The sequence below is a fragment of the Stenotrophomonas sp. YJH_SMC_120 genome (assembly GCF_059368675.1).
Genome location: NZ_JCAFRY010000003.1, coordinates 163,429 through 179,042, shown reverse-complemented (window position 1 = coordinate 179,042; position 15,614 = coordinate 163,429). Strand labels below are relative to the sequence as shown.

The 15,614-nt window shown below is 68.2% G+C and carries 13 protein-coding genes; 9 read left to right on the top strand and 4 right to left on the bottom strand.

Features of this window, described 5'->3' with window-relative positions; all coding sequences use genetic code 11:
- The first annotated feature begins 92 nt into the window (after positions 1-92).
- From AC5P60_RS06870 to AC5P60_RS06835, 8 genes are all read left to right on the top strand, one after another.
- Entirely contained in the window at positions 93-914 is an 822-nt protein-coding gene (locus tag AC5P60_RS06870; RefSeq protein WP_483693382.1) for a nucleotidyltransferase domain-containing protein, read from the top strand.
- Between the two features lie 166 nt (positions 915-1,080).
- Positions 1,081-1,611: a gamma carbonic anhydrase family protein gene (locus tag AC5P60_RS06865; RefSeq protein ID WP_033833769.1), complete on the top strand. Its 531-nt coding sequence runs from the start codon at positions 1,081-1,083 to the stop codon at positions 1,609-1,611.
- A 123-nt stretch (positions 1,612-1,734) separates the two neighbouring features.
- Positions 1,735-2,424 (top strand): RDD family protein, encoded by a 690-nt coding sequence (locus AC5P60_RS06860; RefSeq protein WP_005414811.1) that lies wholly within the window; start codon positions 1,735-1,737, stop codon positions 2,422-2,424.
- Positions 2,421-3,413 (top strand): stage II sporulation protein M, encoded by a 993-nt coding sequence (locus AC5P60_RS06855; protein ID WP_049403679.1) that lies wholly within the window; start codon positions 2,421-2,423, stop codon positions 3,411-3,413. The genes AC5P60_RS06860 and AC5P60_RS06855 overlap by 4 nt, the downstream gene beginning before the upstream one ends.
- On the top strand, positions 3,403-5,025 hold the full coding sequence (locus AC5P60_RS06850; RefSeq protein ID WP_483693383.1) for a DUF4129 domain-containing protein: 1,623 nt from the start codon (positions 3,403-3,405) through the stop codon (positions 5,023-5,025). The genes AC5P60_RS06855 and AC5P60_RS06850 overlap by 11 nt, the downstream gene beginning before the upstream one ends.
- On the top strand, positions 5,022-6,206 hold the full coding sequence (locus AC5P60_RS06845; protein WP_483693384.1) for a DUF4350 domain-containing protein: 1,185 nt from the start codon (positions 5,022-5,024) through the stop codon (positions 6,204-6,206). The genes AC5P60_RS06850 and AC5P60_RS06845 overlap by 4 nt, the downstream gene beginning before the upstream one ends.
- Entirely contained in the window at positions 6,203-7,189 is a 987-nt protein-coding gene (locus AC5P60_RS06840; RefSeq protein ID WP_483693385.1) for an AAA family ATPase, read from the top strand. The genes AC5P60_RS06845 and AC5P60_RS06840 overlap by 4 nt, the downstream gene beginning before the upstream one ends.
- Entirely contained in the window at positions 7,186-8,484 is a 1,299-nt protein-coding gene (locus AC5P60_RS06835) for a DUF58 domain-containing protein (RefSeq protein WP_483693386.1), read from the top strand. Before AC5P60_RS06840 ends, AC5P60_RS06835 begins: the two co-directional genes overlap by 4 nt.
- A gap of 153 nt (positions 8,485-8,637) precedes the next feature.
- Here AC5P60_RS06835 and AC5P60_RS06830 read toward each other — a convergent pair whose 3' ends face one another.
- From AC5P60_RS06830 to AC5P60_RS06820, 3 genes are read right to left on the bottom strand one after another with little or no spacing between them, the layout of a single operon-like run.
- A complete protein-coding gene (locus AC5P60_RS06830) occupies positions 8,638-9,285 on the bottom strand; it encodes a hypothetical protein (protein ID WP_049403677.1) in 648 nt (215 codons plus the stop codon).
- Positions 9,285-10,463, bottom strand: coding sequence for a glutathionylspermidine synthase family protein (locus AC5P60_RS06825; RefSeq protein WP_012481554.1), 1,179 nt, complete (start codon positions 10,461-10,463; stop codon positions 9,285-9,287). Before AC5P60_RS06825 ends, AC5P60_RS06830 begins: the two co-directional genes overlap by 1 nt.
- 7 nt (positions 10,464-10,470) lie before the next feature.
- Positions 10,471-11,043 (bottom strand): DUF1190 domain-containing protein, encoded by a 573-nt coding sequence (locus AC5P60_RS06820; protein WP_005411539.1) that lies wholly within the window; start codon positions 11,041-11,043, stop codon positions 10,471-10,473.
- A gap of 409 nt (positions 11,044-11,452) precedes the next feature.
- Here AC5P60_RS06820 and ilvD point away from each other — a divergent pair, with 409 nt between their 5' ends.
- Entirely contained in the window at positions 11,453-13,291 is a 1,839-nt protein-coding gene (ilvD, locus tag AC5P60_RS06815; protein WP_483693387.1) for a dihydroxy-acid dehydratase, read from the top strand.
- A gap of 129 nt (positions 13,292-13,420) precedes the next feature.
- On the opposite strand, the gene dinG is transcribed toward ilvD, so the two are convergent.
- Positions 13,421-15,523, bottom strand: a complete 2,103-nt coding sequence (gene dinG / locus AC5P60_RS06810; RefSeq protein WP_033833777.1) for an ATP-dependent DNA helicase DinG — start codon at positions 15,521-15,523, stop codon at positions 13,421-13,423.
- Between the last annotated feature and the right edge of the window lie 91 nt (positions 15,524-15,614).

The following is a 15,614-nucleotide window of genomic DNA, read 5'->3' as shown; positions in this document are numbered from 1 at the left end:
CCTGGATTTCCGTGGTTGCCGGCCAGCGGCCGGCACTACCGGTGCGCACCTGCGTTACAGTCGAGCACGCTCGACATTACGAACACAACTGCATGGACGACATCCACCCGATCGCGCCGGACAAGCGCGCCGCCATCCTTTCCACCCTGGCTGACATCGAACAGCGCTACGACGTACGCGTGCTGCTGGCGTGCGAGTCGGGCAGCCGCGGCTGGGGCTTTTCCTCGCCCGACAGCGACTACGACGCGCGCTTCATCTACGTGCATCGCCAGCCTTGGTATCTCAGCGTCAACGAGAGCACCGGTCCCGGCGAAGCGCAGCGCGATGTGATCGAACTGCCGATCGACGATGAGCTCGACGTGAGCGGCTGGGACCTGCGCAAGGCACTGCGACTGGTTTCAGAATCCAATCCGACACTGATCGAGTGGCTGCGCTCGCCGATCGTCTACCAGCAGGATCAGGCGGCGGTGTCACAGTTGTGGGAAGCAGCGAAAGCGTTCCATTCACCGCTGGGCACCTGGTGGCACTACTTCAACATGGCGCGCTCGAACCATCGCGGCTACCTGCGTGGCGAAACGGTGCGCACCAAGAAGTACCTGTACGTGCTGCGCCCACTGCTGGCCTGCCAGTGGATAGAGCACGAACAGACACCCCCGCCGATGGCCTTCGAGGATCTGCTGGACCGGCTGCTGCCAGACGGTGCGGTGCGTGAAGTCATCGATGCCCTGCTGGCGGTCAAGCGGGCCAGCGCCGAGGTCGCCGCCGGGCCGCGCATTGCGGCGATCAGCGACTACATCGATCGTGAACTGGCCATCCGGACTGCGCAGGCGCCACAGCTGCCCGCCGGACGAGGTGATGCTGCGTGGCTGGATGAGCTGTTCCGGCAGATGCTGGCCGAGCACGCGCCTGAATGAAGAGCCGCACCTGCCTCTGGTAGTGCCGGCCGCTGGCCGGCAACCGCGCGGCACGCCTGGATTTCCGTGGTTGCCGGCCAGCGGCCGGCACTACCCGCGGCAGGCACGCGGCGTGCGGACCACGCGGGTATCATCGTCGCGAACGCCCTGATTTCCGGAGACCCCGATGAACCCGCTGCGCCCCTTCCGCGACAAGATGCCCGTCCTCGGCGAGCGCGTGTACATCGACCCGTCGTGCACGATCATCGGCGACGTGGAACTGGGCGACGACGTGTCGGTGTGGCCGGGCACGGTCATCCGCGGTGACGTCAATTACGTACGCATCGGTGCACGCACCAACGTGCAGGACGGCACCATCATCCACGTCAGCCACCACAGCCCGTACAACAAGGCCGGCTACCCGACCCTGATCGGCGAAGGCGTGACCGTCGGCCACGGCTGCATCATCCACGCCTGCACGATCGGCGATTACAGCCTGATCGGCATGGGCGCCTGCATCCTCGACGGTGCCCGCGTGGAGCGCCATGGCTTCGTCGGCGCCGGTGCGGTGATCGGCCCCGGCAAGGTGGTGGGCGAAGGCGAGCTGTGGGTCGGCAACCCTGCCCGGCCGGCACGCACGCTGAGCGACAAGGAGATCGAGTCGCTGCAGTACTCGGCCGACCACTACGTGCGGCTGAAGGACGAATACCGGGGCTGAGCAGCCAACGCTGCCGCGCGGCTCTGCTAAAGTCTGGGCCCGACCAGGATCTGTCGAGACCCCCATGCCTGTGGTTGCCAGCCGGAGAGGACTCCGGCGCCCACAACGAAGGCCACCGCGCTGATGGCCGCACCGATGCTCGATACCTACCGTGAGGTGGTGACGCCAGAGGGTGTGCTGCTTCAGTTGCCGGTAGCCGGACCGCTGCCGCGGGCCATGGCCTGGCTGGTCGATCTTGGCGTGCGCATCGCGGTACTGGTGCTGATGGCGATTCCGCTGGCGGTGCTGGACGAATTCGGCTCCGGCCTCAACCTGGTGCTGATGTTCCTGGTCTACTGGGTCTACCCGATCGTGTGCGAGGCACTGTGGGGCCGCACACTGGGCAAGCGCGCGCTGGGCCTGCGCGTGCTGTCCCGCGATGGCGCGCCCGTGGGCTGGATGGCGGCGATCACCCGCAACCTGCTGCGCACGGTGGACATGCTGCCGTTCGGCTATGCACTGGGCCTGGTCAGCAGCCTGTTCGATCCGCACGGCCGCCGCCTCGGCGACCTGGTGGCCGGCACCGTGGTGGTGCACGCGCCTGTGCTGTACCTGCCGCCGCCACCTACCATCGACAGCGTGCTGGCCCCGCCGCAGCCACTGCGGCCGGAGGAACAGGCCGCGCTGATGGCCTTCGCCGAGCGCGCGCCACGGCTGTCGGCGGCTCGCCAGCAGGAGCTGGCCGGCATTGCCGAGCCCCTGACCGGTACCCACGGCCAGGTCGCCGTGCTGCGCCTGTACGCCATGGCCAACTGGCTGCTGGGGCGGCGATGAAACAGGAACAGTTCGTCGCCCGCTACCAGCAGGAATGGCAGGAGCTGGAACAGTGGCTGCTGCTGCGTGCCGGCGCCTCGCGCCGCGCGCGCCGCAAGGCCAGCGGCCTGGCACTGGACGATACCGCCGTCCCGCAGCGCTACCGGCGCCTGTGCCAGCAGCTGGCGCTGGCCCGCGAGCGCGGTTACAGCCCGCAGCTGCTCCAGCGCCTGCAGCAGCTGATGCAGCAGGGCCACAGTGTGCTGTACCGCACACGGCCGACGCGCTGGCGCGCCGCGCTGGAATTCCTCGTGGCCGACTTCCCGCTGCTCGTGCGCAGCCAGGCACGCAGCATGTGGGTGGCGCTGGCGATGTTCGCGCTGCCGGCAATCGCCTGCTTCGTGCTTGTACAGGTCTACCCGGACCTGATCCACACGTTGATGGACAACCGCCAGATCGCCGCGATGGAGCGCATGTACGACCCTGCCGCCGAACGACTGGGCCGCGACAGCGGTACCGACTGGATGATGTTCGGCCACTACATCCTCAACAACATCAGCATTGCCCTGCGCACCTTCGCCAGCGGCCTGCTGGCCGGGCTGGGTACGCTGCTGGTGCTGCTGTTCAACGGCGTCACCATCGGCGCGGTGGCCGGCCACCTGCAGCACATCGGACACGGTGGACCATTCTGGCGCTTCGTGGCCGGCCATGGCGCGTTCGAGCTGACCGCGATCGTGATCGCCGGCGGTGCCGGCCTGCAGCTGGGCATGAAGCTGCTGGCACCGGGCCGGCGCAGCCGCCTGGACGCGCTGGTCGACGGTGGCCGCATCGGTGCGCGGCTGTGCCTGGGCGTGGCGTTCATGCTGCTGGTCGCAGCCTTCATCGAAGCGTTCTGGTCGTCGATCGCGGAAGTCCCCGCATGGACCAAGTTCGGCGTCGCCGGAGTGCTCTGGGCCGGCGTGCTGCTGTGGCTATGGCGTGGCGGGCGTGGAGGCGGCCATGCGCATTGACCGTCTGGACGTAGTGCTGCGTGCACGCAGCGGCTGGGAAGCGATGGAGCTGGGCAGTGCCCTCGCCCGCCGCCATGCGCGCGCCGTGTGGGGCAGCTGGCTGCTGGCCAGTGCTCCGTTGTTCGTGATCTTCAACGCGCTGGGATGGTGGCTGGATGCCTTCGGCTGGGCCTGGCTGGCGATGTGGTGGTGCAAGCCACTGTTCGAGCGTGCGCCGCTGTATGTGCTGTCGCGCGGCATCTTCGGCGAACCGGTCAGCACACTTTCGGCCCTGCGTGCGCAGCGCCACTGGGGCAACACTGGTTCCTGGGGCTACCTGGGCTGGCGTCGCTTCAGCGTGCTGCGCAGCCTGTGCCTGCCGGTGAACCTGCTGGAAGGCAACGCACCGGGCCAGCGCGGTCCACGCCGCCGTGCGGTGGCTGCCGGCGCCGCAGGTGCGGCGACAGTGCTGACCGTGACCTGCATGGCGTTCGAAGCGGTGCTGGTATCTGGTGCCATCGGTGCAGTGTTCATGTTCATGCCACTGGACCTGATGTCCGAATCCTGGCGTGCGGCGTGGGACATGATCGGCAAGGACACGCCGGCATGGGCACGCTTCGGTTTCAATCTGGCCTGCTGGCTGGCCTCGGCGCTGATCGGCCCGTTCTTCGTCGGTGCGGGCTTTGGCCTGTACTTGAACCGGCGTACGCAGATGGAAGCCTGGGACGTCGAAATCGCCCTGCGCCGCCTGCGCGATCGCCTGCTGCCGGCGGCATCGACGCTGGCGCTGCTGCTGTGCCTGGCACTGCCGCTGGTCTCCGCCCCGGTGGATGCGCAGGACGCAGATGCCGAGCCCGGGCGCGCAATGGGCAAGCCCAACGCCAGTAACATCGCCGCCGAAGACGACGACGATGAACCGACCATCGACCCGGCCAACACGCCGGCCACCATCTTCGGTGGCACGCCGGTGGACACCGCCGGTTTCCGTCAAGCGGTTAACCGCGCCTATGAGGACCCGCTGCAGCGCCCGACCCGCGAGGTCACCCGCTGGAAGCCGATCGAGCAGGCCGAGGAAAAAAAGAAGGAAGACAAGCAGCTGCAGCGTGACACCAACAGCAAAGGTGAACGCAAAGCGCGCAGGGACGGCATCGCCTGGCTGGCACGGCTGGCCGAATGGGGCCTGTGGGGCCTGCTCGGCATCCTGCTGCTGGTGCTGCTGCTGACCGCGCGGCTGTGGCTGCCATGGCTGCGTGGCAGTGGCCGGCGCAAGGCCGACGCTGCACCGAAGGTGCTGGAGGAACAGGTGGAGTTGCCGGTGGTGCTGCCGCCGGACGTGGCCACCCAGGCTGGCCTGCTCTGGGACCAGGGCCGGCCGCGGCAGGCGCTGGCCCTGCTGTACCGCGCCAGTGTGCGCACGGTGGGCGAGCGCAGCGGTATCGCGCTTCCACCTGGTGCCACCGAAGCGCAATGCCTGCGCGCGTCGCGGCGCATGCCTGATGCCACCGATCGTGACCTGTTCGCGCGCATCGTGCGCATGTGGCAGTACGCCGCCTACGGTGGCCGCCTGCCCAGCCGCGCCGATTTCGATGCATTGGCCGATACCCTGCGCCAGCAGTACGGGTGGCAGGCATGAGTCCGCGCCTGTTCTGGTCGCTGCTGCTCGGTGCATTGGTGCTGTTCGGTGTACCGCTGACCATCCTCTACCTGCGCACGCACGAACGGGTGACCGAGACGATCCGGCTGCCGCCACAGGGCGAAGCCGCCTACAACCCGCTGTACGTACTCGGCCAGGCCCTGCGCGCCGATGGCATTGACGTGCACTCGCGGCCACGGCTGGAACTGCAGCAGATGGCACTGGGGCCGAACGATACGGTGGTGCTGCTGCAGGACAGCAGCGAACTGCCGCCGCCCGTTGCCAGCGCGCTGCTGGACTGGGTCGAAGGTGGCGGCCACCTGCTGGTACGTACACCGCCGCCGGCCGAGGACGATGCCGGCAGCACGCAGGGCCCCTTGCTGGACCGGCTGGGCGTGGACAGCCTGTTCCAGCGCAGCGACTGCCAGCCGTTCCATGTCGACGACGATCCTCGCCACGTCGAATTCTGCGGTGGCCGTCGCTTCACCCTGGGTTTTGCCGCCAGTGCGCAGGCCGAACGTCGCTGGGGCACGGATCGCGACCTGGTGTTCGCGCGCCTGCGCCATGGCCAGGGCAAGGTGAGCGTGCTGGCCGACATGGAGTTCATGCGCAGCGAGGTGGACTCACCGGCGGCGCGCCTGGCCTCCGCAGGGGGCAAGGCCAGCGACGGCCTGCACGACGCGTCGCATCGCGACCTGACCCGCTACCTGCTCGATCCGAACTACGGCAAGGGTGCGGTCTGGCTGGTCTATGCCAGCCGCCCGCCGTCGCTGTGGTCGCGCATGTTCTATCAGGGTTGGCCGCTGTGGGCACCGTTGCTGCTGGCCCTGCTGGGTTGGCTGTGGGGCCGCTCGCAGCGCTTCGGCAGCCTGCTGCCGTCGCCGGTTCTGGAACGCCGTTCGCTGCTGGAGCACGTGCGCGCCAGTGGCGAACTGCTGCTGCGTTTCGGCCACGGCGCGCGCCTGTACGAGGCCGTACTCGCCCTGTTCCTGCACCGCCTGCGCCTGCGCGCACCGGTTGCCGCCGCACTCGATGGCGCGCCGCGCGATCAGGCCATCGCCGAGCTGCTGAAGTGGCCGCAAGGCCGCGTTGCCAGCGCGCTCACGCCCCCTCCGCCGCACGATTCCTCCGCCCTGCGCGAGCGCATCCGCTTGCTGCTCCAGATGAGATCCCTGCTATGACCGAAGTCCCCGAGCTGCCGGCGGCCGCCAACGCCCGCCTGATCGAACGCGTCGATGCCATCCGCGATGCCGTCGGCCACGCCTTCATCGGCCAGGCTGATGTGCTGGACCAGATCCTGGTGGCCCTGCTGGCCGGTGGCCACGTGCTGATCGAGGGCGTGCCCGGGCTGGGCAAGACCCTGCTGGTGCGCGCGCTGGCCCAGGCACTTGAGCTGGACTACGGTCGCGTGCAGTTCACCCCCGACCTGATGCCCAGCGACGTCAGCGGCCACGCGGTGTACGACCCGAAGACCGAGAGCTTCAAGATCCGTCGTGGCCCGGTGTTCACCAACCTGCTGCTGGCCGACGAGATCAACCGCGCACCGGCCAAGACACAGTCGGCGCTGCTGGAAGTGATGCAGGAAGGCCAGGTGACCATCGAAGGCAAGGCCTTCACCCTGGCGCCGCCGTTCATGGCGCTGGCCACGCAGAACCCGCTGGAACAGGAAGGCACCTACCCGCTGCCGGAAGCGCAGCTGGACCGCTTCCTGCTGAAGTTGCTGATCGACTACCCGCAGCTGGAGGACGAGAAGCGCATGGTGACCGCGATCACCAGCGGCCGCGCCGCCAGCGATTTCGACCTGAGCCAGGTGCCGCGCGTGCTCGGCGCCGGTGAGCTGCTGGAACTGCAGCGCGCCACGGCGGCGATCACCGTCGATGACGAAGTGATCGACTACGCGGTGCGGATTGTGGCGGCCACGAGGCAGTGGCCGGGTATCGCGGTCGGCGCTGGCCCGCGTGGCAGCATCGCGCTGGTACGTGCCTCGCGCGCGCAGGCGGTGTTGGCCGGCCGTGACTTCGTCACCCCCGACGACGTGCGCGACATCGCGCGCCCCGCGCTGCGCCATCGCATCGCGCTGGCACCGGAACTGCAGATCGAAGGCCAGGACGCCGACGACGTGCTGGGTGCACTGCTGGCCAAGGTGGAAGCACCGCGCCGATGAGGCCGGCCCCGCTGCTGCTGGCGCTGCTGCTGGCCTGGGCCGCCCTGGGTGGCCTGGTGCTGGGCGGCATGCTGCCGCGCTGGAGCTGGGCGCTGGCCGCGGTGGCGATTGCCGTGCCAGCGTTGATGGATCTGTGGCGGCAGACGCGGCGTCCATCGCCGCAGATCCAGCGTGAGCTGCCCGAAGCACTGGCACTGGGCGTGCGCCGCGAGGCCGCGCTGCGGCTGCAGGCGGACGCATCGATGACGGTGCAGGTGTTGGACCTGGTCCCCGGCGGCTGGCCGCTGGAATCGCTGCCGCAGCGCGTGCGCCTGAAGCCCGGCAGCGCCTCCACCCTGCACTACCACCTGCAGCCGCTGCAGCGTGGGCGCTTCCGCTTCGACGGCGTGCATCTGCGCATGCGCTCGCCATGGCGCCTGTGGTGGCAGCAACGCACGCTGCCTCCCGCGCTGGACGTGCGGGTCTATCCGAACTTCGTACCGCTCACCCGCTTCGCCCTGTTCAGTGCCGACCAGGCCTCGCGGCTGGTCGGTGCACACGTGAAGCGCCGCCGCGGTGAAGGCACCGACTTCCACCAGATGCGCGAGTACCGCATCGGCGACAGCCTGCGCCAGCTGGACTGGAAGGCCACCGCGCGTGCGCGCAAGCTGGTCTCGCGCGAGTACCAGGACGAGAAGAACCAGCAGCTGCTGCTGATGCTCGACAGTGGCCGCCGCATGCTGGCCAGCGAAGGCGGGCTCTCGCACTTCGATCATGCATTGAACGCCTCTCTGGTGGTGGCCTACCTGGCGCTGCGCCAGGGCGATGCTGCCGGCCTGTTCGCCACCGGTGGCGAGCGCCGCTGGGTGGCACCGCAGCGTGGCATGGGCACGGTCGAGCACCTGCTGCGTGCCAGCTACGACCTGCAGCCGCGCGCGGTGGCCACCGACTACCTGGCCGCCGCCACCGAAGTGTCGCTGCGCCAGCGCCGGCGCGCGCTGGTGATGCTGGTCAGCAACGTACGCGATGAGGACATCGAAGACCTGCTGGCGGCGGTGCGCCTGCTGCAGAAACGCCACCTGGTGTGCGTGGCCAGCCTGCGCGAGCGCGAACTGGATGCTGTCCTCGATGATGAGGTGCAGTCGCTGGAGGACGCGGCACAGGCCGGCGCCGCGGCGCTGTACCTGCAGCAGCGCGCGAAAGCGCATGAAGCGCTGCGCAGCGAGAAGGTGATGGTTCTGGACGTGACCGCCGACGCCCTGCCCGGTGCACTGGTGGAGCGCTATCTGGCGGTGAAGCGCGAAGGGTTGCTCTGATACCAGGAACGATTGCCGGCCAGCGGCCGGCACTACCCCCCCTGTAACAACCGCCACATCGCCCTGGTGGGTGCCTACCTTGGTTGGCACGAAACTCACGGCGCCGACCAGGGTCGGCATCTACCAACGGCGGTTGCCGGCCAGCGGCCGGCACTACCCCTGCAACAATCGCCGCTGCAATCGCTCCACCGCGCGCTGCAGCAACACCCGATTGCGGGCCAGCTTCATCCACTGCGGCAGGCGCGAGAACATGGATCGGTGATGGCCGCGGCTTTCGCGCAATGTCGCGCTCGCGTACTCGTGCAATGCCTGCAGATGTTCAGCGTTATAGGCCCAGAGCAGGCCTGCGCGGGTCGGTTCGACCAGGCACAGCGGCAATCCGAAGTGCGGATCGGCAGGCTCGGCATCACGCAACGGACGCACCGAGACCGAAACATCGGTACTGCGATCACATTGCGCACATCGAGCAGCGAAGGACGCCGGCGCAGGGATGCCAGCGGGAACCCGACGACGCACGTGCAGCCACTGATGCCCACAGAATCCACAAGGTTGGCGGCCCAGCATGTAGACCGCACCGACCCAGTCACCACTGTCCAGTGCAGAACTGCAGCCGGTGCAGCGGAATCGCGCGGTCCACCGGTAGGGTTTCCAGCTGGCGACCACCCAGCCGGGGGTATCGCAGCGATGGCAACGCACCGCGACGCGGTCCGCGAAGGCCTGCAGGCTGCGCCCGTCATCGAAATGCCGGCCCGGCACGGGCGTGGGACGCCCATGCCGGCCAGGCCAACGCCGCACCGTCATCAGACGTAGATCCGCGTCGGCGCCTCGTCAACGATCGCATGCGGCACGAAGCGCGCACTGTCACGGGTGATCGCGCTGTCGTCCTCGCGGATGCCAATGCCGCAGGCGTGGTCACCCACCACCCAGCTGCCGATCAGCGGATAGCCGCCTTCGAAGCGGGTGAGCGGATGGGCGCGCTGGATGATCGCCGGGCCATCGTAGGGACCGTCGCTGCGCTGGGTGCTGCCATCGGCCAGATGCATCTCGATGTTCGCGCCTTCGCGCGAGAACAGCGGCTTGCGCACCCAGCCCGACGCCAGCGTGCTGCCGTCATCGAAATGCGCTTCCAGCAGGTTCGGATGGCCCACGTTACGCTGCCACAGCAGCGGCAGGATGCCCTTGTTGCTCAACACCGCCTTCCACGCCGGCTCCAGCAGCTGCACGCCCGAACCGGGCAGCGCGCGACCGAATTCCTCGGCCATCAGGTCTTCCAGCGGGTACAGCTTGAACAGCGTGCCGATCACCGAATCGTCCAGCGCGGTGAAGCGGCCGTCCTCGGACAGGCCAATGTCCTCGATGGCGATGGCCTGGCCATGCAGGCCGGCCTGCGATGCACAGTCGCGCAGATAGTCGACGGTGCCGCGGTCTTCTTCGGAGCTGCCCACGGCACTGAAATACAGCGGCGGCGGCAGCTGCGTGGCCAGTTCGCCGAAACGCTCGACCAGCGTTTCGTGGATCGCGTTGAACTGGTCGGCGTGCTGCGGCAGGCGACCGGCGTTGCGCTGGTCTTCCAGCCACTGCCATTGGAAGAAGCTGGCCTCGAACAGCGAGGTCGGCGTGTCGTAGTTCAGTTCGTACAGCTTGGCCGGACCGGTACCGTCGTAGGCCAGGTCCAGGCGACCGTACAGATGCGGCTGGCGCTGGCGCCAGCTGTCGGCGATCCAGTCGCGGTAATGCGACGGAATCGCCAGCTGGTCCATCAGCCGTTCGCTGGCGATGACATCGCCGACCAGGTCCAGCGCCATCTGGTGCAGCTCGGCGCTGGGGTCTTCGATGTCCTGCTCGATCTGGCGCAGGGTGAACGCGTAGTACGCGCTTTCGTCCCAGTACGGCTGGCCGTCGATGGTGTGGAAGCGGAAACCCGCCTCTTCCGCGCGCGCCCGCCATTGGGCACGCTCGGCAATCCGGATGCGCTGCATGGGTCGATCAGCCGCCGTAGCTGCCGCTGCTGCTGCGGCGCGCGCTGGTGTTGCCGAAGCCACCACGGCTGGCAGTGACCGCACGGTTCGGTTCGCTGGTGACCGGGGCCAGGCCGGCCTTGCCCGCGCCGATGCCGCTGGCGGTGTTCAGGCCACCAGTGCCACCCGGTGCCGGGCGCGCCCAACCCGCGTTCTTGTCCTGGTAGGCCGGCGCCGACGCCGGTGCCTGCGGTGCCAGGCCTCCGCGGTTACTCAGCATCTGCGACATGAAGAAGCCCATCATCATCGGGCCGATGAACGAGGTACCGGCCGAGGTGTGCTGCTGCACGCACTGCTCCGGCTTGTAATCCTTCTCGCAGGCTTCCCTGCTGGCGTACTTCGGCGCCGCATCGGCGGCCTGCTTCTGCGCTTCGGCGAAGGCATTGCGGCACGACGACGGATCGCCGGTGGCCTCGGTGCAGGCCTCGACCGACGTGTACAGGCCTTCCTGCACCTTCACCTCCGGCTCCTTCTGGCAGGCGGTGAACAGCAGCGGCGCGGCGCTCATCAGCAGCAGCGCGGTGGTGCGGGAACGTTTCATGGCCTCATGCCCTGTCGACGGATCAATGCCCCAATGATGCCAAATCCGGGCCAGCAACCGGAATCGGCAAAGTCCGAAAGATGAACGGACTTTCATTTTCGTCGGCATTGGGGTCAGAGCCCATCGCGCCGCGATGGGATCCGACCCCAGGCGACGCACCGCTCTGGTAGGTGCCAACCTTGGTTGGCACACATCCCGCGGCGCCCGGTCATGCCCGGCGCGCGCAGCCAAGTCTCCGGCAAGAAGCCCCCTTGTTGTTCAAGGGGGGCGCGCCGAAGGCGCGGGGATAAGGGGAAATGCGCGGACCACCAAGCCGCTGCAAGCGGTGAAGGTGGTTGCAGCAGCAACCGAAAAAATTGGCCATGATCGGCTGACCCCCACGTCGTACGGCCCGCCCGTTCCGCCAGCCATGCCCGAATACCGTTCCCGCACCTCCACCGCCGGCCGCAACATGGCCGGCGCCCGCGCCCTGTGGCGCGCCACCGGCATGAAGGATGGAGACTTCCACAAGCCGATCATCGCCATCGCCAACTCCTTCACCCAGTTCGTGCCCGGCCACGTGCACCTGAAGGACCTCGGCCAGCTGGTCGCGCGCGAGATCGAGCAGGTCGGCGGCGTCGCCAAGGAATTCAACACCATCGCCGTGGACGACGGCATCGCGATGGGCCACGACGGCATGCTGTATTCGCTGCCCAGCCGCGAGATCATCGCCGACGCCGTGGAGTACATGGTCAACGCGCACTGTGCCGACGCGCTGGTGTGCATCAGCAACTGCGACAAGATCACCCCCGGCATGCTGATGGCAGCGCTGCGCCTGAACATCCCGGTGGTGTTCGTTTCCGGCGGACCGATGGAAGCGGGCAAGACCAAGCTGTCCGAGCACAAGCTGGACCTGGTCGATGCGATGGTGGTGGCTGCCGATGACAGCGCTTCCGACGAGAAGGTGGCCGCGTTCGAACGCAGTGCCTGCCCCACCTGCGGCTCCTGCTCGGGCATGTTCACCGCCAACTCGATGAACTGCCTGACCGAAGCACTGGGCCTGTCGCTGCCGGGCAACGGCACCACGCTGGCCACCCATGCCGACCGTGAGGCGCTGTTCCGCCGCGCCGGCCGCCTGATCGTCGAACTCTGCCATCGCTGGTATGGCGGCGAAGACCCGAGCGCGCTGCCGCGCGGCATCGCCACCCAGGCGGCGTTTGCCAATGCGATGACCCTCGACATCGCCATGGGCGGCTCCACCAACACCATCCTGCACCTGCTGGCCGCCGCGCAGGAAGCGGAGGTCGACTTCGACCTGACCCACATCGACGCGCTGTCGCGGCGCGTACCGCAGCTGTGCAAAGTGGCGCCGAATACGCCGAAGTACCACATCGAGGACGTGCATCGCGCCGGCGGTGTGTTCGGCATCCTCGGTGAGCTGGACCGCGCCGGCCTGCTCGAAACCACGGTGCCGACCGTGCACAGCGCCAGCCTGGCCGACGCGCTGGAACGCTGGGACGTGGTGCGCAGTGACAACGACACCCTGCATACGTTCTTCAAGGCTGGCCCGGCCGGCGTCCCCACCCAGGAAGCCTTCAGCCAGGCCACGCGCTGGCCGACGCTGGACGTAGACCGCGCCGGGGGCTGCATCCGCTCACTGCAGCATGCGTATTCGCTGGAAGGTGGGCTGGCCGTGCTGCGCGGCAACCTGGCCGTGGATGGCTGCGTGGTGAAGACCGCCGGCGTGGACGAGTCGATCCATGTGTTCGAAGGCCCCGCGCGCGTCTATGAAAGCCAGGACGCCGCCGTCGCCGGCATCCTCGCCGACGAAGTGCAGCCGGGCGAGGTGGTGGTGATCCGCTACGAAGGCCCGAAGGGCGGCCCCGGCATGCAGGAAATGCTGTACCCGACCAGCTATCTGAAATCGAAGGGGCTGGGCAAACAGTGCGCACTGCTCACCGATGGCCGCTTCTCCGGCGGCACCTCCGGCCTGTCGATCGGCCATGTCTCGCCGGAAGCCGCCAGCGGGGGTGTCATCGGCCTGGTGGAAGATGGCGACCGCATCCGCATCGACATTCCGGCCCGCCGCATCGACCTGCTGCTGGATGAGACCACGCTGGCCCAGCGCCGCAGCGACGCCGATGCGCGTGGTTGGAAGCCGCGCGCACCGCGCCCACGCAAGGTCACCAGCGCGCTGAAGGCTTATGCACTGCTGGCCACCAGCGCCGACAAGGGTGCCGTACGCAACACCGCGCTTCTGGGCGATTGACCGCCATACGGTAGTGCCGGCCGCTGGCCGGCATCTGGGAAAAGGGGCTGAGGGAATTAAGTCGTTTGTGCCTAAATCGACTTAATCCCCTCCGTCCCCTTTTTGCCGGCCAGCGGCCGGCACTACCGGTCAGCCGATCACACGCTTGAACGGTGGCAGCGCGTCGATGATGCGCTTGCCGTAGCGGCGGGTCAGCAGCCGCGAATCGAGGATGATCACGCGGCCGGTGTCGGTGGAAGTGCGGATCAGGCGGCCTGCGAACTGGGTCAGCGTGCGCAACGCATGCGGAATGGCGATCAGGTTGAAGGCATTCAGCCCACGCCCCTCGAACCATTCGCTGAGGGTGGCGGTCTGCGGATCGGTCGGCACCGCGAACGGCACCTGGGTGATCACCACCGTGGTGCAGGCTTCACCGGGCAGGTCGAGGCCTTCGCCGAACGAATTCAGCCCGAACAGCACCGAACCCTCGCCTGCGGCCACGCGGCGCAGGTGCTCGTCGATCAGGCGGGTCTTGGACATCTCGCCCTGAACCAGCACCTGCTTGCGGCGCGCGGCCGACATCAGCCCGGCCACCTTCTCCATCTTCCAGCGCGAGGTGAACAGCACCATCGAGCCTTTGGCCCAGTCCAGCTCGGTGTCGAGGTAGCGCGCCACTTCGCGCGGATGGCCTTCGCGGTCGTCCGGAGTGACCGGGAACTTCGGCACGATCAGTTCGGCCTGGTTGGGCAGGTCGAACGGTGACGACAGCGAGACCATCTCGGCCTCTTCGGGGATGCCGTTGTCGATCGCCAGCGACTGGAAATCGCCGCCACCGGTCAACGTCGCCGAGGTCATCACCACCGAGTCCACTTCATCCCACAGCAGCTTGCGCAGCACGTGCGCGGCCGACACCGGCGAGCCGTGCAGCACCAGATCGCCGTCGCGGGTGGCGGTGACCCAGCGCGCCATCGGCGGCGCACCGTCCTTGTCTTCGCGGCGCCAGGCCTGCCACAGGTTGTACTGCTGCTCGATCATCTCCAGCGCCATGCCCAGGTTGCGCTGCAGGCGCTCGCGCGCGGCATCGTCCGGCTTGCCCTTGGCTACCTGGGCGGTGGCGGCGTGCGCCCAGTTGTAGAGGCTGCGGGTATCGTCAGCCAGTGCTTCGATCGGCTCGCGCCAGGCCTCGGGCAGTCGCCCATTGGCCGCGCGCCACATCGGCTCTTCGTCCGCCGGCGCCGGCATCCACACGCGCTCGATATGATCGCGGAACGCGCGCAGCTGCTTGGCCACGTTGCTGGCCACCTCGATCGCTTCGTTCGGCAGCAGGTTGCCGAGGCGATCCTTGTCGACCGCGCGGTAGGCGCCGGCGATCAGGATCTGCAGGCGACCGGTGCGTTTGGCCATCTCGTCCAGCGCCAGGCTGGCCGCGCCCTGGTCGATCGCCACGTTGCCGATGTGATGGCCTTCGTCCAGCACCAGCAGCATGTCCGACGGCGGTGCGATCAACGGCTGGCCGTTGTCGCTGTCGCCGATCGACAGCGCCGACAGCAGCAGCGCGTGGTTGGTGACCACGATCTGCGCGTCACGCACGGTGTTGCGCGAACGCAGCACCGCACACTGCGCCGAATAGGCACAACGGCGCCCGGCGCAGCCCGAAGCCGGCGTGGTGATGCGGCTGCGCAGGCCGGGGCTGATCGTCTCCGGTGCGTTGTCGATGTCGCCATCCCAGCTGCCGCCGGTGAAGGCATCGGTCAGGCGCTTGGCGATGTCCATCTCGATCGGCGCCAGTGGCCGGTCGAACAAGGGCGCGTCGTCCTCGAACATGCCGCCCTGCGAGCCCTCGCCCTGCGCCTCGGCGGCATTGCGCGTGCACAGGTAGCGGGTACGGCCCTTGGCCAGCGCCACGGTCGCCTCCAGGCCGGTGGCTTTCAGGAAATTCGGGATATCGCGCTCGACCAGCTGCGACTGCAGCGCCACGGTGCCGGTGCTGATCACCAGCTTCTTCTTGCTGGCCAATGCGATCGGCACGCCTGCGGTGAGGTAGCCCAGGCTCTTGCCGACGCCGGTGGGCGCCTCGACCACGCCGACGCCACCACTTTTCGACAGCGCACGCGACACCACGCCGATCATCTGGCTCTGCGAGCGACGGGTGGAGAAGCCGGGGGTATTGGCCTGCAGCGTCGTGTACGCCTTGCGGATCGCGTCCTTCAAGGTGTCATCGAGGGTGCGCGGAGCGGCGACGGTTTCGGTCACGCCGGGAATTACCGTAGCTGGATCAGGCCGGGCATTGTCGCATGGCCGGCCGCATTCACCGCCGCTGGGACCCTGAACGGGCCAGCAACGA